Raw genomic sequence first — 15,577 nt, 5'->3', positions numbered from 1 at the left:
GCTAGGACTTTTGTCCCAGCCTCATCTTACCCTACTTACATCACCTAGTTATTATGCACTCGATTCATGTATTCGGTATAGGATTCCGTTTGCATCAGCTCCTTGGCATTCTTGACCCGGTCAGCAGTCGGTGGCTTCACACCTTCCAGTGAATAAGGAATGCCCAACTCCCGCCACTTGAATTCTCCCATAGTATGGTAAGGAAGGATTTCAAACTTATCAACGTTCTTGAGTGTTTTGACAAATTTACCTAGCTCAATCAAGTCCTCATCACGGTCCGTTAAGCCTGGCACCAGAACGTGACGAATCCACACTGGCTTTCCAATATCTGAGAGATATTTTGCACAGGCCAGGATATTTTTATTGGTCTGAGTAGTCACGATTCTATGCTGCGCTTCATTAATTTCCTTGATATCCAGCAAGACCAAATCCGTCACCGCCATCAGTTTATTAAACTTTTCTAGATAACGAGGCGTATTTCTAAAAGGCAGGGCGCAAGTATCCAGCGTACAATGTATCCCCAGCTCTTTGGCCTTGGTAAAGAAGGCAATCAAAAAGTCAATTTGTAGAAGTGCCTCTCCCCCGCTGACGGTAATGCCACCTTTATTGCCCCAGAAACCTTTGTAACGAAGGGCTTCTTGTAAGATATCATCCACAGTCCGCAGTTGAGACTTGTTAGTCTCCATCTCCCAAGTATCTGGATTGTGGCAATATTGACAACGCATATGACAGCCCTGCAGAAAGACGATGAAGCGGATACCTGGTCCATCCACTGCCCCAAAACTCTCTGTAGAGTGCACCATTCCTGTTACTTTCCCATAATCAATCGCTTCTTCAACCATAATAATCCTCTTGTACCTGAAAACGTTTTACTATAACTACATTATACCACGATTATAGTGAAAATAGATAGATTCTGCCTATTTTTTAGAAAATAAACTGTTTTTCAGTTTCATTTTCATTGTGTTACAACAGATAGAGTTTTTCAGTTTTTCTTGAAATTGCTTTTCTCCGTTTCCAGCTTTCTCCATAAAAAAGCCGCCCTAGAGGGCGACCTTTTCGGAGATTGTTATGAAAAAAAGGTGCGGAACTATAGCTATAACAGCTGCTCATCTGTTAAACTAAAGGATTCCTTCTATCAAATAAAGTTAAGAGGTCTTCATTTGATGCTTCTAGTATACTGCACCATACTTAAAAGAAGCTTAAGCTGGTTTTAATCATTATTTCACTAGAATAGATAACGTTTCATAGGGTTTCAAGGTCATGGTCGCGGCTACTGCTGGCTCCTCGTAATTTGAAATCAGCACCTGGCCATTTTGATAATCTGGCAGGATGTCCACAGTAATCGGATCAGCATAGAAGTTGTTGAGGACTAAAAGTTTTTGTCCTTGCCACTCCCGCTCAAAGGCATAGACCTGAGGACTATCCTCATAGGCTGGCTGATAGCTGCCCTCTGCGATGATAGGTAGTTCCTTACGCAGGGCAATCAATTTCTGATAAAAGGTAAATATCGGGCCCTTGATTTCATTTTCCACATTGATGAGAGGATAGGATTTGCCCGCCTTCAGCCATGGAGTTACTGTTGTAAAACCTGCATTGACTGAATCATCCCACTGCATAGGCGTCCGAGAATTATCACGAGATTTAGCCTTGATAATCCTGAAGCCTGCCTCTGGCGATTGACCTTCAGCAAGCAGACTCTGGTAAGCATTGAGAGACTCGACATCCACATAATCTTCCATGGAGTCGTAGTCAGGGTCCACCATGCCAATCTCCTCACCCATGTAGATATAAGGCGTCCCACGCGACAGATGAATACTGGCTGCCAACATGGTCGCTCCTTCGTTGCGGAAATTCTGTACATCAACAAAGCGGTTGAGAGCTCGCGGCTGATCATGGTTGTTCCAGAAAAGTGCTGACCAGCCATCATGATCGCTCATTTCCTTGCCCCAAGTATGGAAAAGGTGTTTTAACTCTTCAAAATCAAAAGCCTTAAGCGTCCACTTCTGTCCATCTTCATAGTCCACCTTGAGATGATGGAAATTAAAGGCCATAGATAGCTCCTGCCGATCTGGTGCGGTGTAAAGGATGCAATTTTCAATCGTCGTAGCACTCATTTCACCAACCGTCATAACAGAATCGTCCTGCCCAAAGGTCGCTTCGTTCATCATGCGCAGATAGTCATGAACAATTGGCTTATCAGTATAGGCTGGCTTGCCCTCCTGCTCTGGACAGTCCATCAGCACCTCATCTTTTCCGATGACATTGATGACATCAAAGCGGAAGCCCTTGACTCCTTTATCCCGCCAAAAATTCACCACCTTGAAGAGTTCTTGACGAACATTGGGATTGCGCCAGTTAAGATCTACTTGAGTAACATCATAAAGATGCAGATAATATTTGCCCGTATCGCCAAATGGCGCCCAGGCACTGCCACCAAACTTGGATAGCCAGTCCGTCGGCTCATCCCGCAGGATAAAGAAATCCTGATAGTAGGAATCCCCAGCCAGCGCCTTTTGGAACCACTCATGCTCAATAGAGCAATGATTGAGAACCATGTCCAGCATAAAGTCAATACCATGCTGCTGGCCGACCTTGACCATCTCTTCAAAATCTGCCATATCTCCAAAGATAGGATCTACCGCAGTGTAATCAGAAATATCGTAACCGTTGTCCCTCTGTGGACTCGGATAGAAAGGATTGAGCCAGATCATGTCCACTCCCAGCTCTTTCAGATAGGGAAGTTTTTCAATAATCCCGCGAAAATCTCCCAAACCGTTGCCAGTAGTGTCTTTAAAAGATTTTGGATAAATTTGGTAGACAACCTTTGTTTTATCAAGTGTCATATTTTCTCCTTTTTTGATAAAAGGGAGGGGCTCAGAGCCACCATCCCATGAGTTAACTATTCCTAGATGCGTTTTACTGTCATCAATTTATCACCGCGTTTGATATAACCAGGATACTCTCCACTTATATCTGCTACAAAAGCATCCTGGTTGGTGATAATGATAGGTGTTTCTGTCACGAGCCCTGCAGCCTTGATAACATCCATATCAAAACTAATCAGTTTTTGTCCAATAGTCACATGATCGCCTTGCGCAATATGGGCTTCAAAGCCCTTGCCGTCTAGACCGACCGTATCCATACCAATATGCATAAGCATTTCCACACCTTCGTCTGATACGATACCGATGGCATGTTTGGTTGGGAAGAGAACAGTCACCGTACCGTTCACAGGTGACACCAACTCACCTTCACTTGGCTCAATCACTAAACCTTGTCCCATCACACCTGATGAAAATACTGGATCGGTTGCCTGACTGAGTTCTTTTACTTGACCAGCAAGAGGGCTGACGATTTCTACTGGTGCGACAATCTTTGTTTCTTGATGAGCAAATTCCGCTTCTTCTTGGGCTGCAAATTCTGCTTGTAGTTCTGTATCATCTTCCGTTTTTGTGAAAAATCCTGCTTTGCGGAAGAAGAAAGTCAAAGCCATTGGCACAGCGATTGCGACAAGCATCACCCCCGCAAATGGAAGCATATATTTTGCCTGGATAGAAAGAATACCCGGTAAGCCACCAATCCCGATAGCATTGGCTGTGATATTAAAGGTTACAGAGAGCAGACCAGCAATAGATGAACCAATCATCCCTGCAACGAATGGATAGATGTACTTGACATTGACCCCGAAAAGGGCTGGTTCCGTAACACCAAGGTAAGCCGAAATAGTAGCTGGTAAGGAAATTTGTGCTTCCCGTTCATCGTGACGATTCATAAGGTAATAAGCAAAAACAGCTGAGCCTTGAGCGATATTTGACAGAGCAATCATTGGCCAAAGACCAGTACCACCAGCATCCGCTACCAACTGAGTATCAATCGCATTGGTCATATGGTGAAGACCAGTGATAACAAACGGAGCATAAAGGGCACCAAAGACAGCACCAAAGAGCCATTTAACAGGACCAGTCAAACCTGCAAGTACGACTGTTGAAAGCCCCTGACCAATTGCCCAACCGATAGGACCCAAGACTGTGTGAGCCAAGATCAAGGCTGGAATCAATGATAAGAAAGGCACAAAAATCATAGAAACCACTTCTGGAATATGTTTCCGCCAGAAGATTTCTAGATAAGACAAGGAAAGTCCTGCTAGCAAAGCTGGAATGACCTGCGCTTGGTAACCGATACGATTAACAGTGAAGAAACCGAAATCCCAAACCCAGTCCTTAGCAATTTCAGCTGCTGGTGTCGATGCCACTGCGTAAGCATTGAGCAACTGCGGTGACACCAAGCAGATACCTAATACAATACCCAGAATCTGGCTAGTTCCCATCTTACGAGAAACAGACCAAGTGATTCCTACTGGTAAGAATTGGAAAATCGCTTCACCTGGAAGCCACAAGAAATGGTTGATCCCAGCCCAGAATTGAGACACCTCTGTGATGGTTTTCCCATCCAACATAGACCAATGAACACCTTCAAGAACATTCCGAAAGCCGAGGATCAATCCACCGACAATCAAGGCCGGAATGATTGGAGTGAAGATTTCAGCTAGAGTCGTCATGACCCGCTGAATTGGATTTTGATTACTCTTAGCTGCTGACTTGGCTGCTTCTTTGGAAACACCCTCGATACCAGATACAGCTGTGAAATCATTATAAAAAATCGGCACATCATTTCCAATAATCACTTGGAATTGCCCAGCATTAGTAAAAGTTCCTTTTACGACTGGAATGGCTTCAATGGTCTTAACATTAGCTTTCTTTTCGTCACCAAGTACAAAACGCATCCGAGTCGCACAGTGAGTGACCGCTGTAACATTCTCTTTGCCGCCAATTGCCTTCAGCAAATCCTTAGCTTCCTTTTCAAATTTTCCCATTTGACTTGTGGCTGGAAATCATCCAGCACTCTCCTTATATTTTGATCTCGCTAGTTTCTTAACTAGCTTACAAACTCAATTGTAATCGATAACAATCTTGTATGCAACTTGTTTGTTGTGAAAAGGAGGAATTTCTGCTAAAATTTTGATAGTTGTATGGTAAAGATAATACAAGTGAGGGTTTTATGAAGAAATACAAACAATTATTCAAACAACTTGAAAGAGATATTTTAGGCGAAAAATACCAGCTCGGTGACTTTCTTCCTAGTGAACATCAGCTAATGGAAATCTACCAAGTCAGTCGGGATACGGTTCGCAAGGCTTTAGCGCTCTTGCAAGAAGAGGGACTGATTGAGAAAGTGCGGGGGCAGGGCTCCAAAGTCGTCAAACAGGAACAACTAGATTTCCCTGTTTCTAACTTAACCAGTTATCAAGAATTAGTGGCACAGCATCAGCTTCAATCCAAGACCAATGTCATCAGCCTTGATAAGATCACTGTAGATAAAAAGCTCTCAAAAACAACCGGCTTTCCAGAGTACCGCTTGGTTTGGCGCATTGTCCGACAGCGAGTGGTCGACAACATTGCTTCTGTCTTGGATATTGACTATCTAGATAAAAGCTTGGTGCCAGATCTGACCAGAGAAATCGGGGAACATTCTATCTATGCCTACTTGGAAAAAACCTTAAAGCTTAACATTGCCTATGCCAGAAAAGAAATTACAATCGATCATGTTAGTGACCAAGACCAGATCCTTCTGGACATCGGCCGAGACCAGCATGTCGTTTCCGTTAAATCTCAGGTTTATCTAGCTGATGGCCGCCAGTTTCAATACACGGAGAGTCGACACAAACTAGATAAATTTCGCTTTGTGGACTTTGCTACTCGGCAGAAAGAATGAAGTCTTGATTCAGCGAGCATAAAAAATCTCCTCTGTCAGCTAAAATCTAGCGAGCAGAGGAGTTTTCCTGTTCTTTGGTTTGTTTTTTAGTTTTATATTTAGGAGATGATATGAAAAATGTATGAAATTCTTATACGAGAATCTATTTCTTGCTTCTATTGCTAGTACTGGTTAGGCTGCTTCGTTTAACTTGGAGCGAATGAATGATTTCTGATAGGTTACTTTTACTTTATATGTCATTGGACTGCCCTCGTTTCTTATTTGTTGAGACTAGTATAGGACTTTCAGCTTAAGCATTCCTTATAAAAATCTTGCGGAAAACTTAAAACAAAAGAAGCTGAATTTATTTTTCAGCTTCTTCATCTTCTTCAATCATTTCAGATATTTCCACTTTTACCTTAGTGACACGGCCATTTTTAACCTTGTCATTGGTCAAAATCAGTTTTTTATTCTGGCTTTCAACTTCATAGCTGAGCCGTTCTGTTGGATTTGGAATAGTTCCAACACCAGTCAGATAATAACCAGCAATAGTGTCCACATCATCACTATCGATTTCAACTTCAAAATATTCATTAAAGTCATTGAGGGTCATCGTTCCTAAAACAATGTAGGTATTCTCACCGATTTCATGAACCTCGATAGCAACCTTGTCTGTTTCATCTTCGATTTCACCGACGATTTCTTCCAACAAGTCTTCGAGCGTCACGAGACCTGCCATACCACCATACTCATCCAACAGAATCGCCATTTGATTTTGGGTATTCCGGAGAGATTTGAGCAAATCATCTACAAAAATCGTTTCAGGCACAAAAAGTGGCTCTTGCAGAATCTTGCGGAGGTTTAGATTGTCGAATCCATTAGCGAAGGCTTCATTTAGCAAGCGCTTGGTATGAATCAAGCCGATCACATTGTCCTTATCGCCATCATAGACAGGAATTCGTGAGAAATTTTGCTTGAGGATACTTTCGATGATTTCCTTGGTATCATCCTGAATATCAACCATAAAGGCATCTGTCCGTGGCACCATGAGTTCACGCGCCACCATTTCATCCAGCGAGAAAATCCCCTGCAGCATTTCGATTTCATCTGCATCCAGCGTCTCCTCACTATTGGTCAGCATGTACTCAATCTCATCTCGGGTCATTTTTTCATCCGCATCATCAAACTTCATCGGCGTCATCTGACTGAGAAGATTGGTAGAAGCTGAAAGCAACCAGACAAACGGACTGACAATTTTCCCCAGAAAGATAATCACTGGTGCTGTCCGAATAGCCAAACTATCCTTAAGATTCATAGCGATTCTCTTAGGATAAAGCTCCCCTAAAACAATGGAAATATAAGTCAAGAGAGCAAGGGCCAAGAAACTAGCAACTGCATGCGCCGTCTTGGAATCACCCATCCAAGAAGCAAAGATTTTCCCTAGATTATCCGCAAAGCTTGCCCCCGATAGGATATTGATGACGGTGATACAGACCTGAATCGTTGACAGAAAGTTATTGGGACTTTCAAGAACTTTTAATAAACGAACATATTTGGCATCGCCTTCTTCGGCTTTCTGCTCAACGCGAGCTCGATTGAGCGACACCATCGCCATCTCAGAAGCTGAGAAAAAGGCATTTAGTAAGGTTAAAACAAATAGCAGTATTGCTTGCAATAAAATACTCTGACTGCCAGGGTCTTCCATGGATTCTTCTCCTAAAAATTATAATCAACTTTGATTATAACATATTTTTGGGATTCGTGCACAAGGATTTATGGGAAAGCGTTTTGCAGACTAATCCTCTAAGTCCTGCAAGACTTTTTCTAGCCGAGAAATAGCTCCAACAGGCAGGGCTGTCTTGGGATATTTCTGATTAAAGGCCAATAGAAAGTTTAAACGGACCTGCATTCTTTCACGAATGAGCTGTCTGTATTTGTCGTCAAAGTTTGGAACAGCATAACCCTTATAATCCAGATATTCAAAACCTTCCAGAGGACCAAAAGGCTTAAATTGAGCTCTTCCCTCTACAATCTGCTCGATAATGTCTAAAGATACTTCCTTTGAGATACCTTTACCCATATAAAAGCCAGTATTGATAATGTAGCAAGCAACTCCTGACTCAAATAAATGACGGAATTTCCGATAATCTTCCACCAATGGATAGACTCGGAAAGGATTGGCATAAGGCTCAATAACCAAGTCTTCGTGCAAGCCAGTGACATTCTCGGCATTGGAGCGCTTGGTCATCAGAGTGCAGCCCATTGTGGAAGCCATCAGCGGATCATTGATCTTAACCAGAGGCGGCAGAGAATCATCTTTCATAATCCAGAAGATAGCGTTGATGGGCTCATCAATTCTGTCTACTCGATTTGGAGTCGCAAAGCGCGATTTAACAGTCCGTCCATTCCCATTGCGGATGTCCTCCGTTACTAGCTTTTTCCGCCCGTTTTCATCCAGCGTCACTCCACAGTTCTGCACGGTGACAAAGAAATCCTGCTCACTATGGCCTGTAGGATAGTCGTTGGTCTTGTCAAAATAAGACGGTTCGAGGGCAATAGAGGAGCCATCCTTGACTGAGATAATGAAGGCATCATCATGGAGAACCTTGATATCATATTTATGATCATGTTTGGCATGCGTCAATGTGGATTTTCCTGAACCGGATAGACCAAAGAAAGATGCAACATAGTCTTCTTTTTCCGTCTTCTGCTTGAAGATTTTTAGACCTCCGTGGCAGGCAACATAGCCATTTCTGGCAGCTGTTCCCCACGCCAAAGTCAAGGTTGCCTTTTTCAGCTCCCCGAAATAATTTAAGCCCAGAATAACGGCACAATTATGATTGGTATCAAAGTAAACCAAACCTTCTGGATAGTCTGGATGCTTCCATTTAGGGTCAAAAAAGACAAAGATATCGTTTTCTTCGTACTTTTTAGAAGCTCGTAGGCGATTCTTAAATTCCTCGTCCAAAATCTGGAAATTCAAGAGCCAAGAATAGAGATTGTTGATTTCTTCCTGAGGCACCATCAGATGGGCGCAAACCATGAAGTCCTCATCCAGCCCCACGACTGCATCTGCCTTATAAAAGGTCCTCTGATGTGCCTGATAAACAGCACTACGAACCAGGAACAGCAAGTGCTCATCTTCCTGACGATCTCTGCCATAAATTCGTCTAGCCTTAGCAGTTCGGCCGACAACCGCCCCCGAGTTAGTTAATAAAACGCGGGCATAGGAAGGAAGTCCCAGCTCCTTAGTATGAATCACCGGCATGTCCAGCACAACCGTTCCAGCAGCTACCGAGGCCAGTTGATAGGCCTCTTCTACGGTCTTGATTGCCTGCACCTGATTCTCATAAAAGGCTGTCTCTACAATGGTCTTCAAGGGCGAAAAATAAGAAGAATCTTTTCTTATTTCTTGCGGAGAAAATTTACGACGTGTTACCATAACGATACCTCCTTTATGCTATTACTATTATTTTAGCATAAATATCCAATGATGAACCATAAAAAATGTAGTAAAAAAGAGAAAGGCGAGCTTTCTCCTATTTTTTTATAATACCAAATTCTTCATTCTTCTTTTGTTGCTGAGCTTCCTTGTGATTGTCATAAAGGTTGGCAAGGAATTTCACAATTTCCTTGAGGATAGAGTAGGTCGGAATCGCTACAATCATGCCCATAATACCATAAATATTACTAGACAGAAGCAAGAGAACCATAATCGTAATGGGATGCACTTTCATAACACTCCCAACAATACGAGGATAAAGGATATTTCCATCAATTTGCTGGATAATCAACATATAGATTAAGGCTGCCAACATTTTATGAGGATCGGTAAAAAAGTAGGTGATCAGCATGGGAATCAAGCCGATGCTAGGCCCCACATAAGGAATTAAGTTGGCCAAAGCTGAGAAAATTGCAAAGACCAAGGCATACTTGAGTCCAATGACACTGTAACCAATATAAGCTAAGGTCCCAATCAGCAAGGCATCTATCGAAATACCACTGATATAACGGGCAACCGTCGCATTGAGATTGGTCAAGAGACTAGATATATTGAGCTTATCGCGCTTGAGAACTGTCCGCTCCAACATTGGTAGGAGCTTGTGTCCATCCATCAGGAAGTAGACCAAAAAAATCGGGGTCATGATGAGAATCATGAGGGTATTGATGACAGCAGACACTACGCTACCCAGACTATTGGTAACACTATTTAAAATATTTTGCAGAATATCTACATAGGACAGGTTGAGTTGCTGGATAGTAGACTGAATATTTAAACTCTTAAATAAAGGATTTTTGGATAATTGATTGACAAAACTCTGAATTTCCCAATAGAGATTTTGCGTCGAATTAATCAAGCTGGACAGCTGGTTAATCAAAATTGGCAAGAGGTAGATTACTCCGACTGTCACTAGACCAAACAGTAGGAAAAGAGTGATTAAAATCCCAAAAATTCGATTAATTTTCAACTTTTTTTCGAGCAGTGTCACAAGAGGATTTGTAATATAGTAGAGAAATCCTCCCATAACAAAAGGAATTAAAATCGTATTGATAACGCTCACCACTGGCGTAATCATATCTCCCATCTGGCGCCAGATGAAAAAGATAATCGTCAGCAGCAAGACTTCACTGGTCCAAAACATTAACTTACTTTTATGAAACATCTTTACTCTCCTCCAAGTTATTTTACCATAATTTATCATAAAATAAAGGTGATTTCATAAAAGAAAGAATAAAAATGGAAACATTATTAAGTTCGAAGAATTTAGCCAGTCAGAAAAGATCACACAATTTAAAATCTAAATCAGACAAATAAAAAATCACCTGAAAGCAAGAGCTGAAAAGCAAAGTCTTTCAAGTGATTTTTGATATCACTTCCATCAGGAAGCAGATAATCAATTGATAATGCTATAAAAGTTTAAAATCTGAAGCAGATGATTAGCCCTTAATCGGGATTGAAATCTCAATCAAACTATTGGCATAGATCGTCCGAATAGCAGAGGCGTCAATATTCTTTTGGTCAATTTTTCGTTTCAAAAAGAATTCTCTAATTTTTTCAATTTCTTGCTCTCTGATTGCGCGATGCTTATTTGAAATGAGAATTTCGTAATGGCTAGGGGCCTCTGTGAAAATAACATCACTATTGCCCGCAGAATAAACCTCTACAAGGGTTGCATCTGTACTTTCCAACTGATTTTTTACTAATTCTGCATGGGTATTCGTCGTATTTATAAGCTTCATTCATTTGCCTCCTACCTTAAATCGTCGCTATTATTATAACACGTTTTTCAGGAATTGTGAACGATTACCTGTAATCTATATCATTTTACATATAGCAGGTTAGTTATTCTGATATTTGCGCTTCCACTGCTCAATTCCCCATTTATGGCTGCCACGTTTCAATTTTTCTATTGCAAGTTCGACAGGAAACCATGCTAGATTATTAAAGTCTTCCAGTGGCTTTTCTACTTCTTGATACGAAAGTGCTTCGTAAATATAAGCAGGGTTATAAAAATGCGTGTCCCGATGGCGAGAATAAAAATACTCGTCCGCCTGACCAAAGTAATCTCCTACTTGGATGCTAAAGCCAAGCTCTTCCAGCAATTCCCGCTCAAGAGTAGACAGCTGGTCCTCTCCTTCTTCCATTTGTCCTCCAGGAAGAAACCACGCACCGTTAGGTGCCTGTACCAAAATAATATTTTCTTTCTTCTCATCCGGAATTACTGCATAAACTCCATAGCGTGTCACATACTCGACATTTTCCTCATGAACTCCAAAAACTGGATGGGTCATTATCTTTCCTCATTCCTTCTAATCTTTACTACTATCATAAATAACTTATACTAGCCTGTCAAGAGTTTGAACTTATTTTTTCAGCTTTCACAAGGAAGCTTAGCCCCTTAGTTCTCAAGTAAAAAAGCCCGCCTCAGTTGAGACGGGACTTCTTCTACTAGCCATCAGTCAAACCTATTCATGTTAGACTGGATTATTTTTCTTCAAATCCTTCTGCAACTGCATCCGCAAAGTTTTCTTCTACGATGCTTGCACAGTGGTCACAAATAACTGCATGGTAGCTGCGTTCTGCTGTTGTTGGGTCAATACGACGGCAACGGTCACATACTTCACCTGCAGCGCGTTCAACTGTAAAGGCTACATCTTCGAAGCTAACAGCAGCTTCTGGAGCTGGTCCTTCTGCGATGGTCAATTCTGACACAATCAAAAGTTGAGCCACATTGCTATCCACCGCTCCAAGAAGAGTTTTCACAACTTCGTTTGGATAAACTGTCAAGTGTGCTTCAAGCGATTTACCGATTACTTTTGCATTACGAGCTTCTTCCAAGGCTTTTTGAGCTTGTCCGCGGAAGTCCATGAAGGCTGCCCAAGTATCCAAGATTTCTTCTTGATTAGCAAATGTTTCCGCTTCTGGTAATTCTGACAATTGCACAAAGTCTTCAGCTTCAAACTCAAGATATGACCAGATTTCTTCTGCAGTGTGAGGAAGGATCGGTGTCAAGAGTTTGGTGATTTTGACAAGAATGTCATAGAAGACAGTCTGCATTTGACGACGTTCAAGTGATTTGGCACCTTCGATGTAAACAACGTCTTTGGCGAAGTCAAGGTAGAAGGCTGACAAGTCAACGTTGATAAAGTTCACCAAGGCCTTGTAGATTGTTAAGAATTCAAAGTTGGCATAAGCATCACGAATGGTCTTAACAAGCTGGTTAAAGCGAATAGTCATATACTTGTCAACGGAACGAAGCTCATCGTAAGCGACTGCGTCCTGAGCTGGGTTAAAGTCAGATGTATTGGCAATCAAGAAACGGAGCGTGTTACGGATTTTACGGTAAGATTCCGATACTTGGCTAAGGATATCCATTGAGATACGAACGTCATTGCTAGTATCTACACTTGTTACCCAAAGACGAAGAATTTCAGCGCCAAATTGTTTCTCAACATCGCTAGGCAAAATAGTATTTCCAAGAGATTTGGACATCTTTTCACCCTTACCATCAAGCGTAAAACCTTGAGACAAGATTTGTTTGTAAGGTGCTACGCCATGGTTGGCAACAGATGTGATGAGGGAAGAGTTGAACCAACCACGATATTGGTCAGAACCTTCTAAGTAAAGGTCTGCTGGGTAAGTCAATTCTGGACGGTTTACAACAACCCCATTCCATGATGAACCTGAGTCAAACCATACGTCCATGATGTCTGTCTCTTTCTTGAACTCGCCATTTGGTGAACCCGGATGCTTAAATCCTTCTGGCAAGAGGTCTTTAGCATCACGTTCCCACCAGACAATAGAGCCGTGCTCTTCAAAGAGTTGAGCCACATGTTCGATGGTCTCAGCAGTCATGATTGGTGTTCCGTCTTCTGCGTAGAAGATAGGAAGGGGAACTCCCCAAGCACGTTGACGAGAGATCACCCAGTCGCCACGGTCACGAATCATGTTGTAGAGACGTACTTTCCCCCATTCTGAGTGGAACTTCACTTTTTCAATTTCGTCCAAGATTTCTTGGCGGAATTTAGATACAGAGGCAAACCACTGTGGCACAGCACGCCAGATAATTGGTTTTTTCGTACGCCAGTCAAATGGGTAGGAGTGAGAGATTTCTTCTTGAGCAAGAAGAAGATTGCCAAGTTTTTCGATAACAGTTGGAACTACCTTGTCATAGAATTGACCCGCAAAATCAGGACCAGCATTTTCCATCATGATCCCTCGTTCATCAACTGTTACAGCAACTTCAAGACCGTTGGCAACACCGACATTGTAGTCATCCTCACCAAAACCAGGGGCTGTATGGACAATACCTGTACCAGAGTCAGTCATAACGTGGTCACCAAGGATCACCAACTCATCTACAGCTGTATCCCATGGGTGGACTGTCACAATGTTGTTCAATTCTTGACCACGGTAGGTCGCCAAGACTTGCACATCAGCCCAACCAAATTTCTCAGACAAACTGTTCAACAATTCTGAAGCAACCACAAACTTACGAGATTCACCGGCTGGTTGAACGACTACGTAGTCAATATCCGCTCCAACAGTCAAGCCACGAGAAGCTGTGATGGTAAATGGAGTAGTTGTCCAAACAACGATGTAAGTATCTGTATCTAGCACACCTTTTCCGTCTTTGACGCGGTTAGCATAGTAAAGGGAAGTTGAAAGCAAGTCATGGTACTCAATTTCCGCTTCAGCCAGGGCTGACTCAGATGACCATGACCAGTAAACTGGCTTGGCACCACGGTAGATGTAGCCTTTCTTAGCCATTTCACCGAAGACGCGGATTTGAGCCGCTTCATAGTCTGGAGTCAAGGTCACATAAGGATTTTCCCAGTCACCAGAAACACCCAAACGTTTAAAGTCTTCACGTTGTTTATCAACTTGAGAAAGAGCATACTCACGGCAAAGTTTCAAGTACTCAACCAAATCCATTTCTTTGCGTTTAACACCTTGTTTTGCCAATACTTGCTCAATTGGCAAACCATGTGTATCCCAACCTGGGATGTAAGGCGCATAAAATCCTGACATGGATTTTGAACGAACAATAATATCTTTAGAAATCTTGTTCATAGCGTGTCCAACGTGGATATTTCCGTTTGCATATGGAGGTCCATCATGCAAGGTGAAATGCGGTTTTCCTTGGTTCAATTCTTGACGACGTTGGTAAAGTTTAGCTTCTTCCCATTCTTTTTGCCAGATTGGTTCTTTATTTGGCAAGCCAGCACGCATTGGAAATGCAGTTTTCCCAAGATTCAGGGTTTCTTTGAGTTTCATTTAGTCTCCTTATTCCATCATAATTTTCAAAATAAAAAACCACAAATTTCTCCGAAAGGACGAAAATTCGTGGTACCACCTTTGTTTAGACAGGAAAAAGCCTGTCCCTCTTAGCCTGTAACGTAGGCGGACGTCGTTTCTTACTCGTTTCAGAAACAATAAAGCAGAATGATAAGTCAAACAAAAGGGATTACAGGTCTTTCACCACCACCTGCTCGCTGAAAATATTTTATTTGTCTTGTGTTTCTGCACTTATAAAAGATCCACTTGAACTTTAGTATCTTCATCCAAATCTGAAAGTTCTCCAGATTCTAAAATTTCTTTCTGTTGTGCTTGGATCAGCTCTTCATCTATAGTCTGAAGAGTCTGTGTTTCTGCCAAATCTCGATTTGCTTGCTCAATTCGTTCTTGCAATTCAGCTAATTCTTCAGGTGAGAATTGGCGCGTAACATCTACTTCTTCCTCTAGCTCGACTTTTTCTCCAATCGCTTCTTCAACCACTTCTTTAAAGGCTTCATCACTGGTTTGGAGATAGGCAGCAGTTGGGCGAAGGATATCTTCCCAATCTGGAGAGTCAACAATACTTAGTTGACTTTCAATTGTCGATTTGAGACGCTGATGGAAGACACGCGTTTTATTTTTCAATTCTTCTGTCTCAACAGCTACTCTTTTGGCGTTATCTGTAGCCTGACGAAGAATATCATTTGCCTTATACTTGGCCCTATCTAATAAACGTTGCGCATCTTGCTCTGCTTGCTGCACAATATTTCCTGAACGTTCTTGTGCTGCCTGTTTGACCCGCTCTGCTGTATCTTGTGCAATCAAAACAGATTGGCTGAGCGAGTCTTTCATTTCATCAAAATAAATTAGACGTTCTTCAAGATTACGGATTTTTGCTTCTTTCTCACGATTCTCACGGATTAATTCCTCATAATCATTGACAATGATATCAAGAAATTCTTCAACTTCATCGATATCGTACCCTCTAAATCTGGTCGAAAAAGCTTTATCTCTAATATCTAATGATGTTAGTGCCATATTTCC

The 15,577-nt window shown here is 42.0% G+C and carries 11 protein-coding genes and 1 other annotated feature; of the genes, 1 reads left to right on the top strand and 10 read right to left on the bottom strand.

The features are described 5' to 3' along the window. Window positions 1-44: 44 nt before the first annotated feature. The 3 genes from pflA to treP form a co-directional block, all read right to left on the bottom strand. Window positions 45-842, bottom strand: a complete 798-nt coding sequence (pflA, locus tag D8790_RS03130; RefSeq protein ID WP_005590787.1) for a pyruvate formate-lyase-activating protein — start codon at window positions 840-842, stop codon at window positions 45-47. A gap of 378 nt (window positions 843-1,220) precedes the next feature. After that, entirely contained in the window at window positions 1,221-2,846 is a 1,626-nt protein-coding gene (gene treC, locus D8790_RS03125) for an alpha,alpha-phosphotrehalase (protein WP_125387541.1), read from the bottom strand. Between the two features lie 62 nt (window positions 2,847-2,908). After that, window positions 2,909-4,876, bottom strand: a complete 1,968-nt coding sequence (gene treP / locus D8790_RS03120) for a PTS system trehalose-specific EIIBC component (RefSeq protein WP_125387540.1) — start codon at window positions 4,874-4,876, stop codon at window positions 2,909-2,911. Window positions 4,877-5,061: 185 nt separating this feature from the next. On the opposite strand from treP, the gene treR reads away from it, so the two are divergent. Next, window positions 5,062-5,775: a trehalose operon repressor gene (treR, locus tag D8790_RS03115; RefSeq protein ID WP_125387539.1), complete on the top strand. Its 714-nt coding sequence runs from the start codon at window positions 5,062-5,064 to the stop codon at window positions 5,773-5,775. A 343-nt stretch (window positions 5,776-6,118) separates the two neighbouring features. On the opposite strand, the gene D8790_RS03110 is transcribed toward treR, so the two are convergent. The 7 genes from D8790_RS03110 to D8790_RS03080 all read right to left on the bottom strand — a co-directional run bounded on the left by D8790_RS03110 (window position 6,119) and on the right by D8790_RS03080 (window position 15,571). Then, window positions 6,119-7,459 (bottom strand): hemolysin family protein, encoded by a 1,341-nt coding sequence (locus tag D8790_RS03110; RefSeq protein ID WP_125387538.1) that lies wholly within the window; start codon window positions 7,457-7,459, stop codon window positions 6,119-6,121. A gap of 90 nt (window positions 7,460-7,549) precedes the next feature. Beyond that, window positions 7,550-9,196, bottom strand: coding sequence for a phosphoenolpyruvate carboxykinase (ATP) (locus D8790_RS03105; protein ID WP_125387537.1), 1,647 nt, complete (start codon window positions 9,194-9,196; stop codon window positions 7,550-7,552). 97 nt (window positions 9,197-9,293) lie between these two features. Next, window positions 9,294-10,418: an AI-2E family transporter gene (locus D8790_RS03100; RefSeq protein ID WP_062004497.1), complete on the bottom strand. Its 1,125-nt coding sequence runs from the start codon at window positions 10,416-10,418 to the stop codon at window positions 9,294-9,296. Between the two features lie 274 nt (window positions 10,419-10,692). Then, window positions 10,693-10,995 carry a DUF1827 family protein gene (locus tag D8790_RS03095; protein WP_005590795.1) on the bottom strand — a complete coding sequence of 101 codons (303 nt, stop codon included), beginning with the start codon at window positions 10,993-10,995 and terminating at the stop codon, window positions 10,693-10,695. A gap of 99 nt (window positions 10,996-11,094) precedes the next feature. Further along, window positions 11,095-11,547: an NUDIX domain-containing protein gene (locus tag D8790_RS03090; RefSeq protein WP_125387536.1), complete on the bottom strand. Its 453-nt coding sequence runs from the start codon at window positions 11,545-11,547 to the stop codon at window positions 11,095-11,097. 193 nt (window positions 11,548-11,740) lie between these two features. Continuing rightward, window positions 11,741-14,533 carry an isoleucine--tRNA ligase gene (ileS, locus tag D8790_RS03085; protein ID WP_125387535.1) on the bottom strand — a complete coding sequence of 931 codons (2,793 nt, stop codon included), beginning with the start codon at window positions 14,531-14,533 and terminating at the stop codon, window positions 11,741-11,743. A 52-nt stretch (window positions 14,534-14,585) separates the two neighbouring features. Continuing rightward, window positions 14,586-14,789 (bottom strand) — a binding site (T-box leader). Beyond that, window positions 14,786-15,571 (bottom strand): DivIVA domain-containing protein, encoded by a 786-nt coding sequence (locus D8790_RS03080; protein ID WP_125387534.1) that lies wholly within the window; start codon window positions 15,569-15,571, stop codon window positions 14,786-14,788. (Overlaps the previous feature by 4 nt.) Window positions 15,572-15,577: the final 6 nt, after the last annotated feature.

Source organism: Streptococcus cristatus (assembly GCF_003943535.1).
Lineage (GTDB): Bacteria > Bacillota > Bacilli > Lactobacillales > Streptococcaceae > Streptococcus > Streptococcus cristatus_L.
The sequence above is the reverse complement of the archived record's forward strand: the minus strand, read 5'-3'. Positions and strand labels throughout refer to the sequence as shown.

Bases quoted from the DNA above. Each gene is read 5' to 3' on its own strand.
- pflA (WP_005590787.1), bottom strand. From the start codon at position 842: ATGGTTGAAGAAGCGATTGATTATGGGAAAGTAACAGGAATGGTGCAC.
- treC (WP_125387541.1), bottom strand. From the start codon at position 2,846: ATGACACTTGATAAAACAAAGGTTGTCTACCAAATTTATCCAAAATCT.
- treP (WP_125387540.1), bottom strand. From the start codon at position 4,876: ATGGGAAAATTTGAAAAGGAAGCTAAGGATTTGCTGAAGGCAATTGGC.
- treR (WP_125387539.1), top strand. From the start codon at position 5,062: ATGAAGAAATACAAACAATTATTCAAACAACTTGAAAGAGATATTTTA.
- D8790_RS03110 (WP_125387538.1), bottom strand. From the start codon at position 7,459: ATGGAAGACCCTGGCAGTCAGAGTATTTTATTGCAAGCAATACTGCTA.
- D8790_RS03105 (WP_125387537.1), bottom strand. From the start codon at position 9,196: ATGGTAACACGTCGTAAATTTTCTCCGCAAGAAATAAGAAAAGATTCT.
- D8790_RS03100 (WP_062004497.1), bottom strand. From the start codon at position 10,418: ATGTTTCATAAAAGTAAGTTAATGTTTTGGACCAGTGAAGTCTTGCTG.
- D8790_RS03095 (WP_005590795.1), bottom strand. From the start codon at position 10,995: ATGAAGCTTATAAATACGACGAATACCCATGCAGAATTAGTAAAAAAT.
- D8790_RS03090 (WP_125387536.1), bottom strand. From the start codon at position 11,547: ATGACCCATCCAGTTTTTGGAGTTCATGAGGAAAATGTCGAGTATGTG.
- ileS (WP_125387535.1), bottom strand. From the start codon at position 14,533: ATGAAACTCAAAGAAACCCTGAATCTTGGGAAAACTGCATTTCCAATG.
- D8790_RS03080 (WP_125387534.1), bottom strand. From the start codon at position 15,571: ATGGCACTAACATCATTAGATATTAGAGATAAAGCTTTTTCGACCAGA.